We start from the raw sequence: 23,505 nt of genomic DNA on the forward strand, positions 1-23,505 counted from the left end.
GTGATATGACTACCTGTCATATTCATGCCGCTCAGGCATACCGCTCACCGCTACATCCACCCGCCCCGACGACACGCCCGGACCGGCCGACGCAGCACGCCACGGCTGCACCAGCAGGCTCAGCCCGTGTGCTTGTCGGCGTAGGCGGCCAGCCAGGCGACCTGCCCGGGGTCCAGGGAGGGGCGCACGCGGTCCCGGGCGGTGGCGACGTGCGCGGCGGTGACCGTGGCGGCCGACAGCGACTCCCGCATCGCGGCCAGCGCCGCCTCTCGCACCAGCGCCGCACAGTCCGCCGCCGAGAAGCCGGTCAACTCCTCGCCGAGCGCCGCCAGGTCGATGTCCTCGGCGAGCGGCACGGCGCGGGACGCGGCCCGCAGGATCTCCGCGCGGGCCGGGCCGTCCGGCGGCGGCACGTACACCAGCCGTTCCAGCCGGCCGGGACGCAGCAGGGCCGGGTCGACCAGGTCCGGCCGGTTGGTCGCCCCGATCACCACGACGTTGCGCAGCGCCTCCACCCCGTCCAGCTCGGTCAGCAGGGCGGCCACCACCCGGTCGGTCGTACCGCCGTCGGTGGCCTGTCCGCGTACCGGGGCCAGCGCGTCCATCTCGTCGAGGAAGACCAGCGTCGGTGCGGCCTCGCGGGCCCGGCGGAACAGCTCCCGCACGGCCCGCTCGCTCTCACCCACCCACTTGGACAGCAGCTCGGCACCCTTCACCGACAGCACGTTCGCCCGTCCGGTCCCGGCCAGGGCGGTCACCAGGTAGGTCTTGCCGCACCCGGGCGGCCCGTAGAGCAGCACCCCCCGGGGCGGCTGCACCCCCAGCCGGGCGAAGGTGTCCGGGTAGGTCAGCGGCCAGAGCACCGACTCGGTGAGGGTCTGCTTCACCTCGCCGAGGCCGCCGACGTCGTCCAGGGTGACCGTCGCCAGCTCCAGCGTGGACGCCGCCATGGTGGTCGGCCGGACCACCTCCAGCGCCGCCGTGAAGTCGGCCATCGCCACCGTCGGCGTCTGCGCCGTCTTCTGCCGCAGCGCCGCCCGCACCCCGGCCTCGCGGACCAGCGCGGCCAGGTCGGCGGCGACGAACCCGGGGGTACGCCCCGCCACCTCGTCGAGCCGGACGTCCTCGGCCAGCGGCACCTGCCGGGTCAGCACGGTCAACTGTTCCCGACGCAACGCCGGGTCGGGCAGCGGCACCGAGATCCGCAGCGACAGCAGATCCGGCGCGCGCAACCCCGGATCGACCGACTCGGGCCGCGAGGTGGTGCACACCACCGCCGTACCCGACCGGACGGCACCGGCGAGCACCTGCCGGAACACGGTGGCCAACGGCCCGGCGTCCTCGGCCGGGGCCAGCGCCTCCACGTCGGTGACCAGCAGCACGGCCGGCCCGCCCGAGGCCAGCTCGGCGACGGTGTCGCGTAGCCGTCGGGCCGCCGCGTCGTTGGTCAACGCGGCGAGTTCCGGCGCCCACAGCGGGCGTACCCGGGCGCCGACCGTCTTGGCCACCGCCCGCACCAGCGCCGACTTGCCCGAGCCGGCCGGCCCGCTGAGCAGCACACCGAGCGAGACCGTGGTACCCAGCCGCCCCAGCACCTCGCGGTGGTGGAAGCCGAGGTCCAGCAGCTCGGTCAGCTCCTCGGCCTGCGCCCGCAGACCGGGCAGCTCGTCCACGTGCGGCACGTCGTCGTCGTGCCCGGCCCCGCCGGCCTCCCCGGCCCCGCCGGCCTCCCCGGTCGGGCCCGTCGGGCTGCCGGCCGGAGCCGTCCCGGTACGGCCGGTCGAGCCCCGCCCGGGGCCGGTCGGGCCGGACGAACCGTGGGTGACCTGGCCGTGCTCCCAACCGACCACGGTGTCCATGGTGACCAGGCCACCGGTCTGCGGGTCGGCGGCGACCACGGTCAGCAGGGTGCTCGTCCAGGCGTACCCGACGGTGTTGGCGAGGCTGCGGCGGGCGGCCTCGACCAGACCGCGTACCGAGGCGTCGGGGAGCACGTCCTGGGGGAGCAGCGAGACGTTGTCGCCCTCGCTGACGACCTTGCCGAGCAGGGCGAGCCGGAGCATCTCCGGGGACACCGCGGCGAGCACCGACACCGGACCGGCCAGGGTCACCCGGCGGGCCGGGGTCACCGGGGCGGGACCGACCGTCACCTGCCCGCCGTCGCGCAGCCCGAGATTGCCCAACGTCAGGTCGTCGGCATAGAGCAGGGCGGCGCTGGCGGTCGGCTCGGCGGGCGCGACGATCCCGGCGGTGACCCGCCTGCCGGCCAGCCGTACCGGGTCCCCCGGGCGCAGGGCCAGGGCGGTGAGCACCTCCGGGTGCAGCCGGACGATGCCACGTCGGGCGTCCAGCGCGGCCGGGCGCAGGCTGGCGGTCAGGGTCAGATCCGGTGCGGGCATCGCCCGACAGTAGCCGCCCGCCGCCGCCGACGCCCGGCGGTCATCCGGTACGACCGCCCAGGCCAGCCGGCCGGTCGGCCCGGAAGCGGGGTGCCGCGCCCGGTCGTACCGTCAGGTGTCGTTGTCGAGCAGCGTCGGGTCCCGGCGGATCAACTCGGCGAGCCGGGCCGCCGGATCGACACCCGGCATCTCCCGGGCCGGGGTCCACGCCGGTGGCGTCCGGTCGGCCAGCGGCCAGGCCGGCGGCGGGGTGGCCGACGGGTCGACACCCGCCCGCGCCACGACGTCGGACCGCTCGTTGCGTACCCCGTTCTCCGGTCGCTCGGTGCGTGCCCCGACGCCCGGCCGCTCGTTGCGGGCCACGGGTTGCGCCTGCTCGATCCGCAGCGGATACGTACGTCCGGCGTACTCGACGCGCAGCACCACGGTCAGGCCGGGGCGGGCGGCCACCACCCGGCGGACGGCCTCGGCCACCTCCTCCACCGGGTCGCCGTCGGGGTCGGGCACCGGCCCGGCCCACCCGGGCCCGGTCCGGGCCAGTTCGCCAGCCGCCGGCGTGGCGGGTCCCGGCCCGGGGCGCGCCGGCCCGGTGGCGGCCGGCGTCGGGCCGGCCGGTTGCGTCGCTGCCGGCCCGGGGTGGACCGGGGCGGTGGGCGGGTGGCCGGTGGCCCCGAAGGCCAGGGTCGGTCCGCCGTCGTCGGTCTCCGGATCGGCCGACCGGCGGCGACGGGCCTCCTCACGGCGGGCCAACCGGGCGAGTGTCTCGTCCAGACCACCCCTCATCACGTCCCCCTCTCCGATGGAAACGACCGGGCGTCGGCTCGGTCAGGCGCCCTTCTCCCGTACCGCCCGGTCCAGCGCCCGGTCCAGGACGACCAGCAGGGCGTCCCGTACCGACAGCCGTTCCCGGGCGTCGAACTGCACCAGCGGCACGTGGTCACCGATCGCCAGCGCCCACCGGATCGCCCCCAGCTCGTGGGTCAGCCGGCCGTCGAAGGTGTTCACCCCGACCACGAAGGGCAGGCCGGCCCGCTCGAAGAAGTCGACCGCCGGGTAGCAGTCGTCCAGCCGGGAGCTGTCCACCACCACCAACGCGCCGAGCGCGCCCCGCGCCAGGTCGTCCCACATGAAACCGAACCGGTCCTGGCCGGGCGTGCCGAACAGGTAGAGCTTCAGGCTCCGGTCGATGGTCACGCAGCCGAAGTCCATCGCCACCGTGGTGGTGGTCTTCCCGCTGCGGGCCCCCGGGTCGTCCACCCCGATCCCGGCGCTGGTCATCTCGGCCTCGGTGGTCAGCGGGGCGATCTCGGAGATGGCACCGACCGTGGTCGTCTTGCCCACCCCGAAACCTCCGGCGATGAGCAGCTTGACCGGGATCGGCGGAGCGGCCGGCGGGCCGCTGCGGGTGTCCGTCGTCGGTGTCGCCGACGCCGCCGGTGGTCGGTACGGCAGTGGTGCGCCCGGCTGCTGGGGTGCCGTCGGAGGGCCGCCCACGGGCTGTCCGTAGCGGGCGGAGGCACTGTTCGCGGCGAGCCCGCCGAGCGGGGCGACCGGCCATTCAGGAGATCGCACGGAGTCCATCAATCACTCGCAGGATGAGGTCGGGGTCAAATGCGTCGTCGACGGCGCCGACGTGCACGTCGAGATGGCCGGCGGCCCGCAGGTCACCGACCAGCACCCGGGTCACGCCGAGCTGCAGCCGCATCCGGGCGGAGATCTCCGCCACCGAGATCGGCTCACCACACAGGGCGACGATCGCCTGCAACTCGGGGGCCAGCAGGGCCGCCACGGCGGCGGCCCGGCCCGGCCCGGTCCGGGCGGTGACCTGGGTCTCCAGCCCGATCGCCGGGTCCGCGCCGGCCACCCGCCCGGCGGTCAGCACGAACGGGCGGGGGCTGGCCGGGCGGCCGGCCTCCGGCTCGGGGACGGGCGCGGGCGTCGGTGTCGTATCGCCCGCCGGGGTCCGCAGGTAGGGGCGGACCCGGACCATGGGTTCGGGTTCCGGTTCCTCGCCAGCGGCGTCCCGGGTCATTGCTGAACGGCGTTCTTCAGCTCGGCGATGAGTCTCGGTGTCAGCGCGCCGCCGGCCCGGCCGGCGAAGAGGGTCATCTCGTACGCGACGGTGCCCAGGTTGGCCGACCGGTCGGCGATCACGCCCAGCACGGAACCGCTGCTGATCGCCGTGATCAGCAGGTAGCCGTCGGCCATGTCCACGATCACCCGGTTGAGCCCGCCGAGGGCGTACCAGCTGGCGGCACCCCCGGCCAGGCTGGTCATGCCGGAGACGACGGCCGCGAGGCGTTCCGCGTTGGACCGGTCCTTGATGGACGACATGGCCATCAGCAGCCCGTCGGAGGAGACCGCGATGGCCTCCAGGACGCCGGCGGTGCTGGAGGTGAACGAGTCCAACAGCCAGTTGAACGTGCGCGCCTCCGGGCTGAGGTCCCCGGCCGGGTGGTTCTGGTAGTCGACGTTCTCGTGTACGTGCGGGCTGGTCACCGTGTCGTTCCTTCTTCAGTGCGGTGGTCGGTGCGGACTTCGCGCAGAGCGCGGGCGACGCCCGTCTCGAACGCGTTGATGAGATCGCGGACCTCGCCCGGATCTCCCGGATTCTCACTCGGTGCCTGCCGGGGCGGTGAGACGGTCAGGTTGGCGCCCGGGATCCGCCGGGTCAGCCGGGGCACCGCCGGTGCGGCGGAGGGTTGGGCCGCGGAGGGTTGGGCGGCGGCGGCGGGTTGGTTGGCGGCGGGTTGGTTGGCAGCGGGTCGGGTGGCGACGGACGCGGCGGCCGGCCCGGCCTGTTCGGCCCGGTGCACCCCGGACTGGAACTGCTCGACCAGGGCCCGCGCGGCCTCCGGGTCGGCCCGGCTGCCGTCCACCGGCCCGACGACCGGTGCGGTACGGGGCAGGCTCGCGCCGGGGACCCGCTGCCGGATGCCCGGCAGCGGGGCCGGTCGGTCCGTCGTGGGCGTCGTGGTCTGCCCCACGGTGGGGAGCAGAACGGCCTGCGGGACCGCCGGGTGGGGCGCGTCGGCCACCGGGGCCACCGTGGCGGTGCCCCGGGCCGGCAGCACCGTCGTGGCACCGGCCGGGTCGCCGCCGGTGGGATAGGTCAGGTCCGGTTCGGTGCCGGGGGTACGGGCCGGCTCCTGGTCGGCCGGCGCGGTGCTGAACGCGTCCCAGGGGCCGGTGGCCGCCATGCTCATGGTCGCCTTGCTGAGCAGCGTGGGGTCGAACCCGGGCAGCGCCGTGGCGTCGACCGTCGGCCGGGCCGACGCCGCGTCGACCGTGGGCCGGGCGGGACCGGCGTCGAGCACGACCGGCGTACGGCCGGTCCGCAGGGGGACGTCGGTGCCGGGCCCGGTGGCCGGGCCGGTCGGTCCGGGTCGTTCCCGCGTCGGCAGTCCGGCCGGCGGGGTCGTCACGGGGCGCTCCCGCGACGGCAGCGCGACCCGGCTGACGGGTTCCCCGCCACGCCCGGTCGCGGGGCGGGCCAGGGCGGAGCCGGGGAGCACCAGGCTGGCGGTCACCCCGCCGCCCGGGGTGGCGGCGAGTTCCACCGTCCAGCCGTGCCGGCGGGCGAGCCGACCCACCACGAACAGTCCCAGCACCTCGGAGGGGGCCAGGTCCAGCCGCTCCCGGCGGGTGAACCGGGCGTTCTCCTCGGCGAGCCGTTGCTCGCTCATCCCGATGCCCTGGTCGATGACGGCCAGCCGGGCGCCGTCGTCGGTCCTCTCGGCGGTGACCACGACCCGGGTGTGCGGCGGGGAGAACACGGTGGCGTTCTCCATCAACTCGGCCAGCGTCAGCACCAGGTCACCGACGATCGCCGGTGCGGCGACCACCTCCGGCGGGACCTGCACGTCCACCCGGGTGTAGTCCTCGATCTCACCGAGGGCCAACCGGACCACGTCGGCGACCGGGACCGGTGCGACGTGCGCGTCGTCGCCGGTCGCGCCGGAGAGCACCACCAGGCTGCCCGCGTTGCGGCGCAACCGGCTGGAGATGTGGTCGAGCCGGTACAGGTGCTCCAGCCGCCCCGGCTCGGTCTCCTGCTGCTCCAGCCGGTCGATCAGGGCGATCTGCCGGCCGACCAGGTTCTGGGTACGCCGCCCGACGTGGCCGAACATCTGGGCCACGTTGCGTCGGCTCGCCACCTGCCGTTCCACCAGCCGGGCGGCGGTGTTCTGCACCCGTTCGAAGGCGCGGGCCAGGTCGCCGATCTCGTCCCGGGCACCCACGTCGACCGGGTCGAGGCGTACCGGTGAGGTGGTCTCGGACTCGTCGTCGGCGACCCGGACCAGTTCGGACTCGGCGACCCGGGCGACCCGGTCGGCGGAGCGGGTGAGCCGGGTGAGCGGTCGGGCCACCGCCCGGCCGACCGCCATGGTGAGCAGGATGACCGCGATCAGGATGGTCACGATCAGCAGGGTCACCCAGTACGCCCCGGCGAGCGCCACCTGCCGGTCGGCGCGTACCTCGGCGGTGACGTCGGCGGCCAGCTTCTTCTCGACGAACTGGCCGAGAGTGATCATCGAGCCGACGGTGGGGAAGAGGGTCGCCACGTCCAGCGCGCCGATGGCGGTGGCCGGGTCGACGGCGCTCTGGTCGATGAAGTTCGGCCCGGTGCGGTTGGCGACCGCGACCTCCTCCAGGGTGAGCAGGTCGAGCTGCTCGGGGGTGACCAGGGCCTGGAGCCGGGCGCTCTCGTCTTCGAGGACGGCGAAGTTCGCCACGTAGGCGGTGACGGTCTGGGCGTTGGGCCGGGCGGCGACCAGCACGATCAGGGTGGCCCCGGCGCTGAGGCTCTCGCCGGTGCGCAGCAGGCCGTCCAGGGCCAGCACCTGTCGTCCGGCCGGGGTACGGGTGTCCGCGTTGAGCCGCAACCGCAGCGAGTCGATCAGGGCGGTGTTCACCGGCCCGTACCCGGCCATGAGCTGGTCCGGGCCGGTCTGCCCGGCGACCGCCGCCGTCCGCAGGGCGGCGAGCTGGCGTACCCCGTCGAGGGCGGTGTCGACCTCGCCGGGCAGGTCGTCGCCGAGGTCGGAACGCAGGTCGGCGACCCGGTCGTCCACCTCGGCGATCTTCTGCACGAGGTCGGTGCGCTGCACCTGCCCGAGCAGCAGGCCGACGGCGAGCAGGCGTTCCTGCTGGAGGTGTTGCAGGATCGTGCCGACCCGGCTGGCGATCCGGACCCGGTCGGCGATGTCGCCGGCCCGCTGGGCCGCGGAGGCCCGCTCCCAGACCACCGGCACCGTGAGCCCGGCCATGCAGAGCAGCGGGACCACCACCAGCAGGGCCAGCTTGCCCCGGATTCGCAGCCTACCGAGCAGCATCGAAGGGCCTCCACCGGTCGGGTTCGGTGCCGCGGCCGGCCGGCTGGAGCACCGGCCCGGTGGGCAGGCGGCCGGGCGGCGTCGGCGGCTCCCACGGGGCGGGTCCGCTCGCGTCGGCCGGCTCGACCGCCGGGGTGCCCCGGCCCGTCGGGCGCTCACCGCGACGGGTCAGCCAACCGCTCGCGCCGAGCGCCACCAGCAGTAGCCCGGCCACGCCACCGGCGGCGAGGATCAGCAGGGCGTCTCGGTCGAGCTGGTCGATGCGCTGCCGTAGCAGCCGGTCGAGTTCGTCGAGGAGGACCGGCTGCAGCTCCCGGCTGGCGGTCTGCGCCTGGTTGCGGGCGGCGGCGAGTTTCGCCACGTCCAGCTCCTGGGCCCGGCCCCGGGGCTGGGACAGCGCCCCCAGTGCCTCGACGGCCCGCTGGTAGTTGTCGAACGGGGTGAGCACCCCGGCACCGATGTCGGCGCTCTCCGAGGTGTCGACCACCGTCTGGAGGTCGTTGACCAGGTCACCGGCCGGTTGCAGGGCGGCGAACCGGAGGGTGGCCAGCTCACCCACGGTGCGGGCCTGGTCGGCGGCGGGGCGTCGCTGCGCCAGCACGGCCAGGTCGATGAGGCGTCCGGCGGCGACCGTTGCCTCCGGCATCTCCTCGCCGACGCCGTCCTGCAGGAAGTACGAGTCGGAGCCGGGGTCGCGGATCAGGCCGGAGGTTTCGCGGATCTTGCCGTGCAGTGCCAGCAGCAGGTCGGTGACCTCGCCGTACGCGGTGAAGGCGGTTTCCGGGTCGGTGAGCGACCGGCTGGGCAGGCCCTCCAGTTTCGCGCGCAGGCCGGCCCACCGTTCGGTGCTGCGCAGTTCGCCGCCGACCCGGGTGTCGACCGCTGCGGCCTCCTCCACCGCCCGGTCCAGGGCGTCGCGGGGCACCGGCCGGCCGGCGACGGCGGCGGTCTGCGCGTCGACCAGCGCCTCGGTGACCGGGCCGAGGGCGCGCAGGTACTCGACGCCGAGCCGTTCCCGTTCGGCCAGTTCGCGGTCGGTGTCCACGAGCCGGTAGCCCTGTACGACGAGGAACGCCACCGGCAGCAGCAGCGCGGTGGCGAGTAGCAGCGGCAACAGGCGGCCCGGTGTCCTGGGCCGTCGACGGACCCGCGAGGCGGGAACGGTCATGGTTGTCTCCTCCGGCGGCGGCGCAGGGGTCGGGGATGGCGTGACAATTCGGTCCCGTGCGTCGGACCGAGAACCTAATCGACGGGTGATCCCTGGCCGGAGGTCTACGCGGGTCAGTTTTGCGTCACTTCGAGTGATGTGACGCAAGATTGACCCGCTCGTGACGCTGCGTACTGTTGTCACGGTGACATGCTCGTTTCCATAGCGATATAGCGCCTTACGCGTGAATTCACGTAATCCGAATTCGTTCTGCGTGAACGCCGGGTGACCTTGTGCGGTTTCCGCTGTTCGACCGACGATCGGCTGCCCAGGACGGACGTACGGCGGATCTCAGCCAACGCTCAGCTTCCGGGCCGTACCGTGAGCCGAATGAAATCGCCGTTGTCGGCCGCACGGGTCCGTCGTGCCCTGCCCACCGGTCGTCGCGCGGTCGCCGCGTCGGTGGTCGTCGTCCTGCTGGCGGCGGTCGTCGGCTGGGCGGTCTGGCCGGACCGGCCGGATTTCCGCACCGAGTCGACCATGCTCACCGTGCGCTCCGGGCCGGCCGGCGACGAGCCCGTAGACCTGGACACCACGTTCTACCTGCCGAAGGGCGCGTCGGCCGACCGGAAGGTCCCGGCCGTGCTGCTGGCGCACGGCTTCGGCGGTACGAAGGACTCCGTCCGCGCCGACGCCGAGGACCTGGTGGGCCGGGGCTACGCGGTGCTGACCTGGACCGCGCGGGGCTTCGGCCGCAGCGGCGGGCAGATCCACCTGGACAGCCCCGACTACGAGGTGCGCGACGCCCAGCGGCTGCTGGACTGGCTGGCTGCCCGCCCCGACGTGCGTACCGACGCCGCCGGTGACCCCCGGGTCGGGGTGGTCGGCGGCTCGTACGGCGGCGGTCTGGCCCTGCTGCTGGCCGCCCAGGACCCCCGGGTCGACGCGATCGTCCCCATGATCACCTGGAACGACCTGTCCCGCGCCTTCCTGCCGGAGAGCACCGGCAAGCCGGCCACCGAGGGCGTGTTCAAGAAGGGCTGGGCCGGCATCTTCTTCGGCGGCGGCGGCAGTGCCGGTTCCGGCCCGGCCGGGCTGTCCGGCAACACCGCCGCCGTCCAGCCGGAGGGCGCTCCCGCGTCGGCCGGTGCACCCAGCCCGCAGCCGGGCAACGGGCCGGGCAGCCGGTCGCCGCGCGTGCCGGGGGCCGCCGCCGACCCGTCCTGCGGCCGGTTCGCCGCCGACGTCTGCGCCGCGTACCTGCGGATCGCCACCACCGGGCGGGCCGACCAGGCGGCGGTGGACCTGCTCCGGCGCTCCTCCCCGGCCGACGTGCTGGGCCGGATCAAGGCCCCCGCCCTGCTGGTGCAGGGCGAGGCGGACACCCTCTTCCCGCTCACCGAGGCGGACGCCAACGCGCGTGGCATCGCCGCCGCCGGCACCCCCGTGCGGGTGGCCTGGTTCACCGGCGGCCACGACGGCGGCGCCGGCCCGACCAGCGACTCCGACCGGGTGAAGTACCTGACCGTGCAGTGGCTCGACCACTACGTCAAGGGCACCGGCGCGGCCCCCGGCGACGATTTCACGTTCTCCCGGATCGCCGGGTTCGACGCCCTCGACCGGGGCCTCGTCGCCACCGGTTACCGCACCGCCGACTATCCCGGGGTGACCGGGGACGCCCGGCGGGAGGTGCCGGTCACCGGGCCGGCCCAGCCGGTCGCGAACCCGCCCAACGGCAACCCGGCGGCGATCTCGGCGATCCCGTTCGCCGGGTCGCTCGGCTCCCTGCTCGACGGGGTCGCCGGCGACGTGCCCGGCCAGCACGCCCGGTTCGAGTCGACGCCGCTGGCCGAGGCGGTAGACGTGGTGGGCGCACCCACCGTCACCGTCCGGGCCGCGTCGGCGACCGGCGAGGCGGTCCTGTTCGCCAAGCTCTACGACGTCGACCCGGCCGGCGCGGCGACGCTGCCCGACGGACTGGTCGCCCCGATCCGGTTGACCGGGCTGCCGGCCACCATCGACGCCGCGCAGCCGGTCCAGGTGACCCTGCCGGCGATCGTCCGCCGGGTCGAGGCCGGGCACCGGCTGCGGGTGGTGCTGGCCACCGCCGACCAGGCGTACACCACGCCGGCCGCGCCGGCCGTCTACACGGTGGCGGTCGACGGGGCGGTGAGCCTGCCGACGGTCACCGCCACGCCGATCCCGACCACCGCCACGGTGTGGCGCTGGGTGCTGGTCGCCCTGCTGGCCGCGATCCTGGTGGGGCTCGTCGTGGTCGTCGCCGTGGTCCGCCGCCGGCACCGCCGCCAGGACGACTCCGTCCACCCCGAGTACGCGGGCATCCCGCTCGCCGTCCGCGACCTGCGCAAGGAGTACGCGGACGGCTTCGTCGCGGTCTCCCGGGTGGACTTCGAGGTGCACCCCGGCCAGGTGATGGGCCTGCTCGGCCCGAACGGCGCCGGCAAGACCACCACCCTGCGGGTGCTGATGGGGCTCACCCAGCCGACCGCCGGGGAGATCTACGTCTTCGGGCACCGGCTGGTGCCCGGCTCACCGGTGCTGTCGCGGATCGGCGCGCTGGTGGAGGGGCCGGGCTTCCTGCCGCATCTGTCCGGCCTGGACAACCTGAAGGCGTACTGGCGGGCGACCGGGCGGCCGTGGGCGGACGCGCACTTCGACGAGGCGTTGGAGATCGCCGGCCTGGGTGACTCGGTGCACCGGCGGACCAAGAACTACAGCCACGGCATGCGGCAGCGGCTGGCCATCGCGCAGGCCATGCTGGGCCTGCCGGAGCTGTTGGTGCTCGACGAGCCGACCGACGGGCTGGACCCGCCGCAGATCGCCGAGATGCGCCGGGTCCTCCAGCGGTACGCCACCGACGGCCGGGCGGTGCTGGTCTCCAGTCACCTGCTGGCCGAGGTGGAGCAGACCTGCACGCACGCGGTGGTGGTGAACAAGGGCCGGATCGTCGCCGCAGGCCCGGTCGAGGAGATCGTCGGCGAGTCGCCGAGCACCCTGTTCGAGGTGACCGACCAGGCCGCCGCGCGGAAGGTGCTGAGCCGCCTCGACGGGGTCCGCGTGCTCGGCGCCGACGACGGCGGTGACGTCCCGCCGAGCGCGGGTGCGGTGGCCGGCGGCGGTGCTGCGGCCGGCGGTGCCGGTGCCGGTGCGTCCGGCGGTGCCGGTGGGCTGGTGGTGGACACGAACGGGACCGCCCGCAGCGAGGTGGTGGCCGAGCTGGTCCGGGCCGGGATCGGGGTGGACCGGGTGGTGCCGCGGCGTCGCCTGGAGGACGCGTTCCTCGCCCTGGTGGGCGAGAACTCTCGGGGAAGCGGTGACCGGTGATGGCAGGTTCTTCGGTGGGCTCACCGTCGGGCGCTGGCCCGAACGGCGGTGCGGTTCCGTCCGGTGCGGCGTCGGGGGGTGCGGCGTCGGGCGGCGGTGCGCGGAGCGGCGGGTTCGGGCCGGGTGGGGCGGCGGCCGGGTACCGGCCGGGGGCGACCCTGCCGTTCGGGGCGGAGTTCCGCCGGCAGGCGTCGCGGCGGCGTACCCAGTTGGCGCTGGGGTTCATGGTGCTGCTGCCGTTGATCATCCTGGTGGCGTTCCAGTTCGAGTCCGGGGACGACGACGGCGGGGGCCGGGGCGAGTTCGCCAGCCTCGCCGACCTGGCCACCTCGGGCGGGCTCAACTTCACCCTCTTCTCGATCCTGGTGTCGGCGTCGTTCCTGCTGGTCGTGGTGGTGGCGCTGTTCTGCGGCGACACGGTGGCCAGCGAGGCGAGCTGGGGCAGCCTGCGCTACCTGTTGGCGGTGCCGGTGCCCCGGGCCCGGCTGCTGACCGTGAAGCTGCTGGTGGCGCTGGCGTATTCGGGGCTGGCCCTGCTGTTGCTGGCCGGCACGGCCCTGCTCGCCGGCACCCTGCGCTACGGCTGGTCGCCGCTGACCAGCCAGGTCGCCGCCGAGCTGACCCCGGCCGAGGGGCTGCTCCGGCTGCTGGCGGTGCTCGGCTACCTGGCGGTCGTGCTGCTGGTGGTGGCCGGGCTGGCGTTCCTGCTGTCGGTGGTCACGGACGCCGCGCTGGGCGCGGTCGGTGGCGCGGTGCTGCTGTGGATCCTGTCCAGCATCCTGGACCAGATCACCGCACTGGGGGTGCTGCGGGACTTCCTGCCGACCCACTACAGCAGCGCCTGGCTGGGCCTGCTGTCCACCCCGATGCAGACCGACGACGTGGTCCGGGGCGCGATCTCGGCGGTCAGCTACGCCACCCTGTTCTGGGGCCTGGCCTTCTGGCGCTTCACCCGCAAGGACGTCACGAGCTGACCCGACCCGTCGCGCGGATAGCCGTCGCAACGGGGCCGATGTTGCGCCATCCCTTCCGCCGGATACCGCAACATCGGCCCCGTTGGGGTCGATCACGACCGGGGCCGCGGGCCGGGTCAGGAGGGGCCGGGGAGGGAGACGGTGACCACGAGGCCGCCGTCGGGGCGGGGGACGGCCCGCACCGTCCCGCCGTGCGCGCGCGCCACCGCCCGGACGATGGACAGCCCCAGGCCGAAGCCCCGCTGACCGGCGACCCGCTCCCGGTTGAGCCGGCGGAACGGCAGGAACATCGTCTCGATCTCGTACCCGGGCACCACCGGGCCGCTGTTGCTGACGGTCAGGGTGGCCCGACCGTCGACCACCGCCGTGGCGACCGAGAGCCAACCGTCGACGTCGACGTTGTGCCGGACGGCGTTCTCCACCAGGTTCTGGGTGAGCCGTTCCAGCAGCACCGGGTCGCCGGCCGTACGCGCCGGGGCCAGTTCGCGGGTGACGGCGAGCGTGCTCGACCGGGCGGTCTGCTCCGCGACGTGCCCGGCGATCTCGGCGAGATCCACCTCGGCGTGTTCGGCCAGGGCGTTCTCCGAGTCGGCGAGGGTGAGCAGCCCGTCGATCAGCCGTTCGTGGCGTTCGTTGACGGCCAACAGGGTCTCCCCGAGCTGCCGCAGCTCGGGTGGGGAGTCCGGCCGGGTGATCGCCAGCTCCACCAGGGACCGGTTGATCGCCAGCGGGGTACGCAGTTCGTGCGAGGCGTTGGCGACGAAGCGCCGCTGACCGTCGAAGGACCGGTCGAGGCGTTCGAGCATCAGGTCGAACGTGTCGGCCAGCTCCTTCACCTCGTCGGTCGGCCCGACCAGGGCGATCCGCTCGTGCAGCCCCCGGCCCGCGCCGTCGGCGCCGGCGATCCGGCGGGCGGTGCCGGTGATCTGCTGCAACGGCTGCAACGCCCGGCCGGCGACCAGCCAGCCGAAGGCGACCGCGGCGATGGTCACCACGGCCAGCGCCACCCCGCCCTGGGTGAGCAGCGAGTCCAGGGCGTCGCGGCGGGCGTCGTCCTGCACCTGCCGGACGATGGTGCGCAGGTGTTCGGCCTGGTTGGCGCTGATCTGGGTGCCCTGCGGCAGCGAGATCGACTCCTTGCCGCCGCTGCCGCGCAGGTTGAACCCGAGACCGTGGGCGAGCCGCTGGTCGACGAGCACGTACGTCACGGCGAGCAGCACCGTGCCGGCGAGCAGGAACAGGCCGCCGTAGATGAGGGTGAGCCTGGCCCGGATCGTCGGTTTCCTCATCGGATCTGGTATCCCACCCCGGGCACGGTCTCGATGACCGGTGGGTCGCCGAGCTTGCGACGCAGCTTCATCACGGTGACCCGCAGCACGTTGGTCATCGGGTCGATGTGCTCGTCCCAGGCGCGTTCCAGCAGGTCCTCGGCGGAGACCACCGCGCCGTCGGCGCGCAGCAGCTCGGCCAGCACGCCGAACTCCTTACGGGACAGCGGCACGAAGTGCCCGTCCCGGGTGACCTCCAACCGGGACGGGTCCAGGACGATCCCGGCCCGGCTCAGCTTCGGCGGGGCGGCCGGGCGGGTGCGGCGGGTCAACGCGTGCACCCGGGCGCTCAACTCGACGAACGCGAACGGCTTGGTGAGGTAGTCGTCGGCGCCGATGGCCAGGCCGGCGACCCGTTCCCGCACGGCGGCGGCAGCGGTCAGCATCAGCACCCGGGTGTCCCGTTCGGCACGGACCAGCGCCCGGCACACGTCGTCGCCGTGCACGACGGGCAGGTCCCGGTCGAGTACGACCACGTCGTACCCGTTGACGCCGATCCGTTCCAGGGCGGCGTCGCCGTCGTAGGCGACGTCGACCGCGAACGACTCCCGGCGGAGCCATTCGGCGATCGCGTCCGCGAGCAGCTTCTCGTCCTCGCACACCAGTACGCGCACCGTTCCATCCTCGCCTACGCCCGGATAACCACCGCGTTAACGCCACCGCTTATGCCCTGGATACCGCCTCAGGAGTTGAGTTATCCGTAATGCCGGCTCTCTGCCGGCCGAAGGGAGACCGACGATGCGACGAAATCCACTGCGCCTGCTGCTGGCCCTGCCCGTGCTGGCGGCCCTGGCCCTGAGCGGCTGCCAGGGCGGGGGCGACGACGACCCCGGGGTGGCCACCGCAGGTGGCGGCGGCGCGGAGCCCTCGGTGTCCGCCGCCGGGCTGAGCGACGAGCAGCGCCAGCTCAAGTTCACCACGTGCCTGCGGGAACAGGGACTCGACGTGCCGGACCCGCAGCCGGGGGAGAAGGGGCCCCGGTTCGACTCGGGGGCGGACATCGACCTGGGCAAGGTGCAGGCGGCGCTCCAGGAGTGCCGCGAGTACGCCCCCAACGGGGGGCAACCCCGGCAGCTCGACGCCGAACAGACCGAGCAGGTCCGCAAGCTGGCCGGCTGCATGCGGGAGAACGGAGTGCCGGACTTCCCGGACCCGTCCGCCGACGGGCGCATCCAGCCCGGCAAGGCCAACATCGACCTGAAGGACCCGAAGGTGCGGGCCGCGTTCGACAAGTGCCGGGAGATCATGCCCAACCTGGGTGAACGCCGGAGGACGTCATGAGCACCACGGCCCGCCCCGCCGAGTCGACCGCCACCGCACCCGACGAGCCACCGGCCCGGCGGCGACGCCCACGCGTGGGGGTCCTCCTCGGTGCGGTGGCCCTGCTCGTCGTGGCGGTGGCGGTCGTCGCGGTCACCTCCGCCGCCGACGGCCGGGCCGACCGGTCCGCCGCCGTCGACCGACCGCCGGCGACCGCCACCGTGACCCGGCAGACCCTGGTCGACCGGGAGACCAAGAACGGCGAGCTGGGGTACGGCACCCCGCGTGCCCGGGAGAGCCGGCTGGCCGGGACGGTCACCTGGCTCGCCGCGGGTGGCGCGACGGTCAAGCGGGGCAAGGCCCTCTACCGGATCGACGACGAGCCGGTGGTGCTGCTCTACGGCAGCCTGCCCGCGTACCGGATGCTGCGTTCCGGGGTCAGCGGCACCGACGTCAAGCAGTTCGAGCAGAACCTCGCCGCGCTCGGGCACACCGGCTTCGACGTCGACGAGGACTTCACCTCGGCGACCGCCGACGCGGTCCGCGACTGGCAGGAGGACCTGGGCCTGCCGGAGACCGGTCAGGTCGAACCGGCGCGGATCGTCTACGCCCCCGGCGAGGTGCGGGTGGAGAGCCACGCCGTGGAGGTCGGTGACACCGTCGGCGCGGGCAAGGCGGTGCTGTCGACGACCGGCACGGCCCGGCTGGTCACCTGCACCCTGGACGTCGAGGACCAGCGGCTGGCCCGCAAGGGCGCGGAGGTGACCATCACCCTGCCGGACGGCACCCGCAGCACGGGCCGGGTCGACACGGTCGAGACCGTGGTGCAGACGTCGGCGGCGTCCGGCAAGGACCCGGAGACCGAAACCAAGATCGAGGTAACCGTCACCGGGGACGACCCCAAGGTGCTGGCCGGCTACGACAAGGCGGCGGTGGATCTGGGCCTGATCGCCTCGGAACGTGCCGACGTGCTCTCCGTACCGGTCGCGGCGCTGCTCACCCTCGCCGAGGGCGGTTACGGGCTGCAGGTCGTGGAGGACACCGGCACCCGGATCGTCGCGGTGCGCACCGGCCTGTTCGCGGACGGCCGGGTGGAGGTCTCCGGTGAGGGGGTCACCGCGGGGCTGACCGTGGGGATGCCCGGTGACTGAGCCGGCCCGGGTCGCCGGCCCCGACCACGTGGTCGAGCTGCGCGACGTCACGAAACGGTACGGCGACACGGTCGCCGCCCTCGGCGGGGTGTCGATGACCGTCGACCGGGGTGCCCTGGTGGCCATCGTCGGCCCGTCCGGGTCGGGGAAGTCCACCATGCTCAACGTGATCGGCACCCTGGACCGGCCCAGCTCGGGCGCGGTCCGCATCGACGGGTACGACGCCGCCCGGCTGTCCGACCGGGAGTTGTCCGCGCTGCGGGCCAGCCGGATCGGGTTCGTGTTCCAGCAGTTCCACCTGGCTGCCGGCGTACCCCTGGTGGAGAACGTGGCGGACGGCCTGCTCTATGCCGGGGTGGCCCGGCGGGAGCGGCGGCGGCGGGCGGAGGCGGCGCTGCGACGGGTCGGCCTGGGGCACCGGCTGGACCATCGGCCGCACCAGCTCTCCGGCGGTGAGCGGCAGCGGGCGGCGATCGCGCGGGCGGTGGTCGGTGAGCCGCCGCTGCTGCTGGCCGACGAGCCGACCGGCAACCTCGACTCCAGCTCCGGTGCGGGGGTGATGGAGCTGCTGCACGAACTGCACGCGGCCGGCACCACCGTCGTGGTCATCACCCACGACCGGGAGATCGCGGCGAGCCTGCCCCGGCAGGTGCAGATGCGCGACGGGCTGATCGTGGCGGACTCCGCCGCGCCGACCGAAGGGGTGCTGCGATGACCACGACCCCACTGCGGCACCCCGGCGCGCGGCGTCGGGGTGACGCCGGGCGACCGGAGCGGCTGCGACCGGCCCGGATGAGCCCACGGGACGTGCTGCGGGTCGGCGGCGTGGGGCTGCGCACCCGGCCACTGCGGGCGTTCCTGTCCGCCCTGGGCATCGCGATCGGCATCGCGGCGATGATCAGCGTGGTCGGCATCTCGTCGTCGTCCCGGGCCGACCTGGACCGGACGCTCGCCGCCCTCGGCACCAACCTGCTCACCGTCGCGCCGGGCAGCACCCTGTTCGGCGCGGACGCCCAGTTGCCGGTCGAGGCGGTCGGCATGATCAGCCGGATCGGCCCGGTACGCCAGGTGTCGGCCACCGCACAACTGCCGGACACCCCGGTCTACCGGTCGGACCGGATTCCGGCGGCGGAGACCGGTGGCCTGGGCACCCAGGCGGTGGAGCTGGACCTCCTCGACACCGTCGGCGGTTCGCTGGCCAGCGGGACCTGGCTCAACGAGGCCACCGCGCGGTATCCGGCCACGGTGCTCGGGTCGGTCGCCGCGCAGCGGCTCGGCCTCGGCGCGGCCGGGCCGGACATCCAGGTGTACGTCGACGGGCGGTGGTTCACGGTGATCGGCATCCTGCGGCCGGTACCGCTCGCCCCGGAACTCGACTCGTCGGCGCTGGTCGGCTGGTCGGCCGCGACCACCTACCTCGGCCTGGACGGCCACCCCACCCGGATCTACACCCGCTCGGTCGAGCAGCACGTCGAGGCCGTCCGGGCGGTGCTGGCGGCGACGGCCAACCCGGAGCAGTCCAACGAGATCCAGGTCTCCCGGCCGTCGGACGCGCTCGCTGCCCAGCAGGCCACCGACGAGGCGTTCACCGGCCTGCTGCTCGGGCTGGGCGCGGTGGCGTTGCTGGTCGGCGGGGTGGGGGTGGCCAACACCATGGTCATCTCGGTGATCGAGCGGCGGGCCGAGATCGGGTTGCGGCGGTCGCTGGGTGCCACCCGGGGGCAGATCCGGACCCAGTTCCTCGCCGAGTCGCTGCTCCTGTCCGCCCTCGGCGGCGTCGGCGGGGTGCTGATCGGTGGTCTGGTCACCGCCGGCTACGCCAGCTCGCAGGGGTGGCCGACGGTGGTGCCGCTCTGGGTGGTGGCCGGCGGCATCGGGGCGACCATCGCCATCGGCGCTCTGGCCGGGCTCTACCCGGCGATCCGGGCCAGTCGGCTCTCGCCCACCGAGGCGCTCGCCGCCCCGTGACCGCCCGCCGCCCGCCGGCCCGTGACCGCCGTCCCGGGGTCGTCCGGTCGGCGACGTGCCCCCGGCCCGCGCGCCACACCCCTCTCCGGGTGTGACGCGCGGGCCGGGGTGGCCCGCCGGCCGGTGGGGACCGTTCCGGCCGGCGGGCCACGGTCAACCGGCCGGGGTCACCGGCGGCTGACCCGGATCAGCTCCCAGCCACCCTTGGGGACGCCGGGCGTCGGGTCGGTACGCAGGTTCATCGGGTTCGCCATCCCGACGTAGAGCGTGGAGCCGTCCACGATCATCGTGCGTACCCCCTGGTTGAGCGGGTTGCCGAAGCCTCCGGTGTCGACCGCGCGGGCGGGTCGGTCCGGCGCGTCGAACGCCCAGAGGTCGGAGCCGAAGGTGGGCGGGGTGGTGGCACCGGCCGCCGGGGGCGTCGGCAGCTGACCCTCCAGCGAGATGTAGGCGAAGTCCATGGTGCCGATGTAGAGCCGGCCGCCGGCCACCGCCATCTTCCAGGCGTACAGGTTGAACGGGTCGCCGAAGCCGGAACCGCCGTAGACCGGGGTCACGCCGGTGGGTGCCGGCGCCCAGGCGCCCACGCCGTTGTTCGCGGTCGGGTCGAAGGCCGGCAGCGTGGACTCGCCGTAGAGCGTCTCGATCCGTTCGTGGGCACCGCCGAGGTTCTGGCCCCGGAAGACCGCGAACGCCCGCTGGGTGTTCTGCACGGTGGCCTGGAGCTGCGCCTGGCTACGCGGCGGGTACACCGAGACGTGCAGGGCGGTCGCCTGCAGCGGCACGTGCATGGTGCCCCAGTAGAGCCGGCCGCCGAAGGAGGCGAGCCCACCGAGGGCGTACGCCCGGCGGACCACCGGGTCCGGCTCGTACTCGGCTGCCGACCAGACCTGCGTCCAGTTCCCGGCGTCCTCCGGGTTGAGACCGGGTGCGCCGACGGCGAGCAGCGGGCTCATCCAGATGCTGGCCAGGTCGTTGGGGTCGTCGGCCGGGGGCGGTGCCAGCGGGGTGCCGCTGTCGGCGGGGGCCACCATGGTGACCGGGGACGGGGCGACCGAGCCCTCGACGATCGCCTTGGGCCAGGTGGAGACGTAGAGCCGGCCCTGGTGTTCGGTGAGGTCGGCGACCTGGGTGGGCAGGTCGGCGACCTCGGTGAAGGTGAACGGGGTGGTGCGGTCACCGGTCCAGCGCAGCACCTTGCCCGCCTCGCCGCCGTTGACGCCCACGCCGACCCCGGCGTAGAGCGCACCGCCGGCCACCACCCAGTGCCTGATGTTCTCGTACGCGGAGAGGTTGGTCGAGCCGAGGTACCGGCCGGTGACGCCGTCGAAGGCGAACACGTTCACCCCGCCGATCACGCTGGGCCCGGCGAGCAGCACGACCCCCTGGTGGGCGGCGGCGCTGCGCAGCCCGGCGGTGGTGTTCAACAGGTTGGCGTCCGCCGGAGAGGCCGACGTGATGTCGGCGGTGCGCTCGGTGAGCCGTTCGGTGGCCAGGTCGTAGGTGTAGACCTCGGGGGTGCGGTGGTCGCCGAGGTTGGCCGGCCAGGTCGGGTTGGCCCGGGCCGGCTGGCTCTGGTCGAACTCGCAGACGTAGTCGTCGTTGAGGATCGGCTCGCGGACCTGGTAGCCCTCGGGCTTGAGGCAGAGCACGTTGGCTCCGGTGCCGAACCAGAGCCGGCGGCCGACCTGGGCGAGCCCCCAGACGTACGACTGGTTGACCTTGGGCTGGCCCTCGGCGCAGGGCGGTCCGGGGGGATAGTCGACTCCGACCCCGGCGAAACACTCGTCGGCGGCGGCCTTGGCGAGCAGCCGTATCGATTCGGGGCGGGTGTCGGCGCTGGCCGGGGTGGCGAGAAGAGGTAGCAGAATCAGGGTGCCGAATGTGGCGAGCAGTCGTGACGGCAGGAGCGGTCGACGTCGCACGGTGGTCCTTTCCGTGAATGCCGGTCGGGGTGGCGTCAGCCGGGACGGAGAGCAGGTAGACCACTCTCGACCAGGGAGAATGGAGGGTCGACGTTGCGCACGGAATGGCAGCACCGGTTGCCTGGGTAACCTCGTCCGGTGGATGTGCGAAATTGCCGGCACGAGAATCACGGGCCGGTCGGGTGTGGTGCGGGTGACTGATGAATCCGGGGGTGGGTTCGCAGTTCCGGGCGTAACGTGGTGACGAGGTTAACGTATTACGGTGGCCGTTACCGCGATGCGGGTTGTTAAGGATTATTGAACTGCCCAGGAGGGTGGTCGGCGCGGCGGGCAGCTGTCCGGAAGCGACGTCGGGTGCCTCGACGCGGGTGCCGGGTGAATTGCTGATGGGTCCGGCTTTCGGGGTCTCCCGGGAATACCGTGCCAACCGGCTGCTGTCGTCCGAAGCCGGCGCGCGGGCCACGGCGGTCGGTCGGGGGTGCCGGCTGCCGCCGGGGCGGGTGGTGGGTCTGCATGCCTGCCGGCGTGCTCAGTGGACTCGCACGTGGCACGGCGGTGGTGCGGTGACACCGGCCGGGGTGGCGGTCGGATGCGGCGGTCGGGAGATGCGTCGGCCGCGTCGTCCGGGGTGCGGCGGTCGGGGTCGGACGGCGGTGCGGGCCGCCCCGCGACGGGCCCGCCGGAGGTCACGCGAATTGTGCGCATATTCATTTACCATAAACATCGCGTATGAAGTTGATGACAGTTCATTCATAGTTAACAATCATTACGTCCGGCGTCGCGCCGGCCGCCGTCGGGGCGGTTGGCGCGGGCGCGGCGGGCGGGTCCGGTGCCGATCGGCCCGGCGTCGGCCGGTGGGGGCGACCCGCGGTGCGGAGGGGTGGGGTATTGTCTCGCAACGGGATCTTCCCAGAAACAAAGAATTTATCGATTTAACTGCTTCGATGCCTCATCATGGGGGGAAGTAATCCCTTCCATGGAGGTTCCCATGAACGTCTCTCGGCTCGGCGGGCCGACCCTGTCCCTGTACCGCATGGTCATCGGCCTACTGTTCATGCTGCACGGCCTGTCGTCGGTCTTCGGGTTGTTCGGCGGCAACCCGGTTACCGGCAAGGCTGTCCCGCTCGGCGCCTGGCCGGGCTGGTGGGCCGCGCTGATCCAGCTGGTCTGCGGCGCGCTGGTGCTGGCCGGTCTCTTCACCCGGCCCGCGGCGCTGCTCGCGTCCGGCTCGATGGCGTACGCCTACTTCGTGGTACACCAGCCGGAGGGCCTGCTGCCACTGCGCAACGGCGGCGAGCTGTCCGCGCTGTTCTGCTGGTCGTTCCTGCTGATCGCGGTCCTCGGCCCGGGCTCCTGGGCGCTCGACACGCTGCTCGGCCGCCGGCGCTCCGACGCCCCGGCGGCCCCGGTCTCCGAGCCCGCCTCGGTGTCGGTCTGACGCGCTGACCCGTGTCGCCGGGACCGCCTCGACGAGGCGGCCCCGGCGACACGGCCGGTCAGGGGTTGTAGGGAGCGTCGGTGTGGCTCACCTCGGTGAGCGTGCTGCCGGAGAGCTTGTAGACCGAGGTGCGCTTGATGTCCAGCTCGGCCATGCCCCGGCTGGGGCTGCGGGTCAACCAGACCACGGTGGCCCGCTGTCCGGCCACGCTCACCGACACGACCGGGGTCCGGTCGCCGAGATCGGTCAGCGCCCGGAACACCGGCATGCCGCCGTTGTTGCGCCACACCGCGACGGTGTAGAAGGTGCCGCTGCCCCCAGAGTTGATCGAGACCACGCCGACCGCGTCGTCCGCGCCGTCGCCGTCGAGGTCGCCGATACCGCAGGGCTTCTGGAGCGTCACGGTCGCGCCGTCCTCGCCCGACCACTGCCCCTCGCTCAACGGCAGGTAGTCCGGATAGCCGTTGTAGGGCGTCTTGCTGCTGCCGAGCTTGGCGCCCGCCAGATGGGCGCAGGTCAACGGAGCCTTGACCACCGGTGCCGGGGGAGTGGTGGTGACCGCCGGGGCGGTGGCGGGGGCGCTCTTCTTCTGCGGGGTCGGCTCGACGTCGGTGGGCGTCGGCTCGGCCGTGGCCGCGTTCAGCACCGAGGCCGTGGAGGGCTCGGCGGACGGGCCGACCGTCGGCGCCGCCCCGTCCTTCGTGCCCTGCTCACCCCCGCACGCGGTGAGCAGGCAGACCAGGGCGAGACTGGTGAGGCTCAACGGTATCCGTCGCATTGCCGGGGGTCCTCTCTCGACATCAGATCACCCGCACCGTACTGATCGATGGCAATGCCGGTCATCGGCCCCATGGGCCGCCCGGGTCGGCCTGTCGGAGCGCGGTCAGGGGCCGACCGGAGGGCCGGCGTACGGGTTTCTCCGCCCGGTGCCTACGGACGTGTTGAGCTGGAAACTTGCCCGAAACAACGGCGTCGACCGGGGTGCCCGGTCGATGCCCGGTGGCAGGGTGGCCAACGCCATGGTTCACACCGTGGGAAGCAGGCTGGGCGATGGCCGCGAAGCTGCCTAGACTCGGTCTCACAACTGCATACCTCATCCAGAGGGGCTGAGGGATACGGCCCGACGACGCCCCGGCAACCACCCCGCGCGCTCATCGCTGAGCGTCCGGCGGGGCAGGTGCCAATTCCGTCCCCGCCGCAGGGTGCGATGCGGGGAAAGATGAGAGGAATCGAC

At 73.8% G+C, this 23,505-nt stretch carries 18 protein-coding genes and 1 riboswitch; of the genes, 7 read left to right on the forward strand and 11 right to left on the reverse strand.

The window, feature by feature from the left end:
- Positions 1-119: 119 nt before the first annotated feature.
- The 7 genes from JQX11_RS09785 to JQX11_RS09815 form a co-directional block, all read right to left on the reverse strand.
- Positions 120-2,399, reverse strand: a complete 2,280-nt coding sequence (locus JQX11_RS09785) for an AAA family ATPase (protein ID WP_204924692.1) — start codon at positions 2,397-2,399, stop codon at positions 120-122.
- A 111-nt stretch (positions 2,400-2,510) separates the two neighbouring features.
- Positions 2,511-3,182 carry a hypothetical protein gene (locus tag JQX11_RS09790; RefSeq protein ID WP_204924693.1) on the reverse strand — a complete coding sequence of 224 codons (672 nt, stop codon included), beginning with the start codon at positions 3,180-3,182 and terminating at the stop codon, positions 2,511-2,513.
- A 42-nt stretch (positions 3,183-3,224) separates the two neighbouring features.
- Entirely contained in the window at positions 3,225-3,980 is a 756-nt protein-coding gene (locus JQX11_RS09795; protein ID WP_204924694.1) for an ATP/GTP-binding protein, read from the reverse strand.
- Positions 3,958-4,431 carry a DUF742 domain-containing protein gene (locus JQX11_RS09800; RefSeq protein ID WP_204924695.1) on the reverse strand — a complete coding sequence of 158 codons (474 nt, stop codon included), beginning with the start codon at positions 4,429-4,431 and terminating at the stop codon, positions 3,958-3,960. The genes JQX11_RS09795 and JQX11_RS09800 overlap by 23 nt, the downstream gene beginning before the upstream one ends.
- On the reverse strand, positions 4,428-4,898 hold the full coding sequence (locus JQX11_RS09805; RefSeq protein WP_067305308.1) for a roadblock/LC7 domain-containing protein: 471 nt from the start codon (positions 4,896-4,898) through the stop codon (positions 4,428-4,430). The genes JQX11_RS09800 and JQX11_RS09805 overlap by 4 nt, the downstream gene beginning before the upstream one ends.
- A complete protein-coding gene (locus JQX11_RS09810) occupies positions 4,895-7,735 on the reverse strand; it encodes a sensor histidine kinase (protein ID WP_204924696.1) in 2,841 nt (946 codons plus the stop codon). The genes JQX11_RS09805 and JQX11_RS09810 overlap by 4 nt, the downstream gene beginning before the upstream one ends.
- Positions 7,722-8,903, reverse strand: a complete 1,182-nt coding sequence (locus JQX11_RS09815; protein WP_204924697.1) for a hypothetical protein — start codon at positions 8,901-8,903, stop codon at positions 7,722-7,724. Before JQX11_RS09815 ends, JQX11_RS09810 begins: the two co-directional genes overlap by 14 nt.
- 369 nt (positions 8,904-9,272) lie before the next feature.
- On the opposite strand from JQX11_RS09815, the gene JQX11_RS09820 reads away from it, so the two are divergent.
- Complete coding sequence (locus tag JQX11_RS09820) at positions 9,273-12,227, forward strand: alpha/beta fold hydrolase (protein ID WP_204924698.1); 2,955 nt, start codon at positions 9,273-9,275, stop codon at positions 12,225-12,227.
- Positions 12,227-13,201, forward strand: a complete 975-nt coding sequence (locus JQX11_RS09825; RefSeq protein WP_204924699.1) for an ABC transporter permease — start codon at positions 12,227-12,229, stop codon at positions 13,199-13,201. Before JQX11_RS09820 ends, JQX11_RS09825 begins: the two co-directional genes overlap by 1 nt.
- Positions 13,202-13,317: 116 nt before the next feature.
- Here JQX11_RS09825 and JQX11_RS09830 read toward each other — a convergent pair whose 3' ends face one another.
- On the reverse strand, positions 13,318-14,490 hold the full coding sequence (locus JQX11_RS09830) for a sensor histidine kinase (RefSeq protein ID WP_204924700.1): 1,173 nt from the start codon (positions 14,488-14,490) through the stop codon (positions 13,318-13,320).
- Complete coding sequence (locus JQX11_RS09835; RefSeq protein ID WP_088643197.1) at positions 14,487-15,143, reverse strand: response regulator transcription factor; 657 nt, start codon at positions 15,141-15,143, stop codon at positions 14,487-14,489. The genes JQX11_RS09830 and JQX11_RS09835 overlap by 4 nt, the downstream gene beginning before the upstream one ends.
- Positions 15,144-15,267: 124 nt before the next feature.
- Here JQX11_RS09835 and JQX11_RS09840 point away from each other — a divergent pair, with 124 nt between their 5' ends.
- The 4 genes from JQX11_RS09840 (at position 15,268) to JQX11_RS09855 (ending at position 18,908) form a co-directional block, all read left to right on the forward strand.
- Positions 15,268-15,810 carry a hypothetical protein gene (locus JQX11_RS09840; RefSeq protein WP_204924701.1) on the forward strand — a complete coding sequence of 181 codons (543 nt, stop codon included), beginning with the start codon at positions 15,268-15,270 and terminating at the stop codon, positions 15,808-15,810.
- Positions 15,807-16,940 carry a peptidoglycan-binding protein gene (locus tag JQX11_RS09845; protein ID WP_204924702.1) on the forward strand — a complete coding sequence of 378 codons (1,134 nt, stop codon included), beginning with the start codon at positions 15,807-15,809 and terminating at the stop codon, positions 16,938-16,940. Before JQX11_RS09840 ends, JQX11_RS09845 begins: the two co-directional genes overlap by 4 nt.
- Before the next feature lie 28 nt (positions 16,941-16,968).
- Entirely contained in the window at positions 16,969-17,655 is a 687-nt protein-coding gene (locus JQX11_RS09850; RefSeq protein WP_204924995.1) for an ABC transporter ATP-binding protein, read from the forward strand.
- Positions 17,656-17,732: 77 nt separating this feature from the next.
- On the forward strand, positions 17,733-18,908 hold the full coding sequence (locus JQX11_RS09855; RefSeq protein ID WP_204924996.1) for an ABC transporter permease: 1,176 nt from the start codon (positions 17,733-17,735) through the stop codon (positions 18,906-18,908).
- Between the two features lie 167 nt (positions 18,909-19,075).
- On the opposite strand, the gene JQX11_RS09860 is transcribed toward JQX11_RS09855, so the two are convergent.
- Positions 19,076-20,833, reverse strand: coding sequence for a hypothetical protein (locus JQX11_RS09860; RefSeq protein ID WP_307826135.1), 1,758 nt, complete (start codon positions 20,831-20,833; stop codon positions 19,076-19,078).
- A 988-nt stretch (positions 20,834-21,821) separates the two neighbouring features.
- Between JQX11_RS09860 and JQX11_RS09865 the strand changes: the two genes are divergently transcribed.
- Entirely contained in the window at positions 21,822-22,271 is a 450-nt protein-coding gene (locus JQX11_RS09865; RefSeq protein WP_204924703.1) for a DoxX family protein, read from the forward strand.
- A gap of 58 nt (positions 22,272-22,329) precedes the next feature.
- On the opposite strand, the gene JQX11_RS09870 is transcribed toward JQX11_RS09865, so the two are convergent.
- Positions 22,330-23,034, reverse strand: coding sequence for a hypothetical protein (locus tag JQX11_RS09870; RefSeq protein ID WP_204924704.1), 705 nt, complete (start codon positions 23,032-23,034; stop codon positions 22,330-22,332).
- Between the two features lie 327 nt (positions 23,035-23,361).
- Positions 23,362-23,497: riboswitch (SAM riboswitch) on the forward strand.
- Positions 23,498-23,505: the final 8 nt, after the last annotated feature.

Source organism: Micromonospora humida, from assembly GCF_016901255.1.
In the GTDB taxonomy this organism is placed as follows: Bacteria; Actinomycetota; Actinomycetes; order Mycobacteriales; family Micromonosporaceae; genus Micromonospora; species Micromonospora wenchangensis.

What these genes read in the sequence shown, in the direction of transcription:
- JQX11_RS09785 (WP_204924692.1), bottom strand. Translation starts at nt 2,399, where the DNA reads ATGCCCGCACCGGATCTGACCCTGACCGCCAGCCTGCGCCCGGCCGCG.
- JQX11_RS09790 (WP_204924693.1), bottom strand. Translation starts at nt 3,182, where the DNA reads ATGAGGGGTGGTCTGGACGAGACACTCGCCCGGTTGGCCCGCCGTGAG.
- JQX11_RS09795 (WP_204924694.1), bottom strand. Translation starts at nt 3,980, where the DNA reads ATGGACTCCGTGCGATCTCCTGAATGGCCGGTCGCCCCGCTCGGCGGG.
- JQX11_RS09800 (WP_204924695.1), bottom strand. Translation starts at nt 4,431, where the DNA reads ATGACCCGGGACGCCGCTGGCGAGGAACCGGAACCCGAACCCATGGTC.
- JQX11_RS09810 (WP_204924696.1), bottom strand. Translation starts at nt 7,735, where the DNA reads ATGCTGCTCGGTAGGCTGCGAATCCGGGGCAAGCTGGCCCTGCTGGTG.
- JQX11_RS09815 (WP_204924697.1), bottom strand. Translation starts at nt 8,903, where the DNA reads ATGACCGTTCCCGCCTCGCGGGTCCGTCGACGGCCCAGGACACCGGGC.
- JQX11_RS09820 (WP_204924698.1), top strand. Translation starts at nt 9,273, where the DNA reads ATGAAATCGCCGTTGTCGGCCGCACGGGTCCGTCGTGCCCTGCCCACC.
- JQX11_RS09825 (WP_204924699.1), top strand. Translation starts at nt 12,227, where the DNA reads ATGGCAGGTTCTTCGGTGGGCTCACCGTCGGGCGCTGGCCCGAACGGC.
- JQX11_RS09830 (WP_204924700.1), bottom strand. Translation starts at nt 14,490, where the DNA reads ATGAGGAAACCGACGATCCGGGCCAGGCTCACCCTCATCTACGGCGGC.
- JQX11_RS09840 (WP_204924701.1), top strand. Translation starts at nt 15,268, where the DNA reads ATGCGACGAAATCCACTGCGCCTGCTGCTGGCCCTGCCCGTGCTGGCG.
- JQX11_RS09845 (WP_204924702.1), top strand. Translation starts at nt 15,807, where the DNA reads ATGAGCACCACGGCCCGCCCCGCCGAGTCGACCGCCACCGCACCCGAC.
- JQX11_RS09855 (WP_204924996.1), top strand. Translation starts at nt 17,733, where the DNA reads ATGAGCCCACGGGACGTGCTGCGGGTCGGCGGCGTGGGGCTGCGCACC.
- JQX11_RS09865 (WP_204924703.1), top strand. Translation starts at nt 21,822, where the DNA reads ATGAACGTCTCTCGGCTCGGCGGGCCGACCCTGTCCCTGTACCGCATG.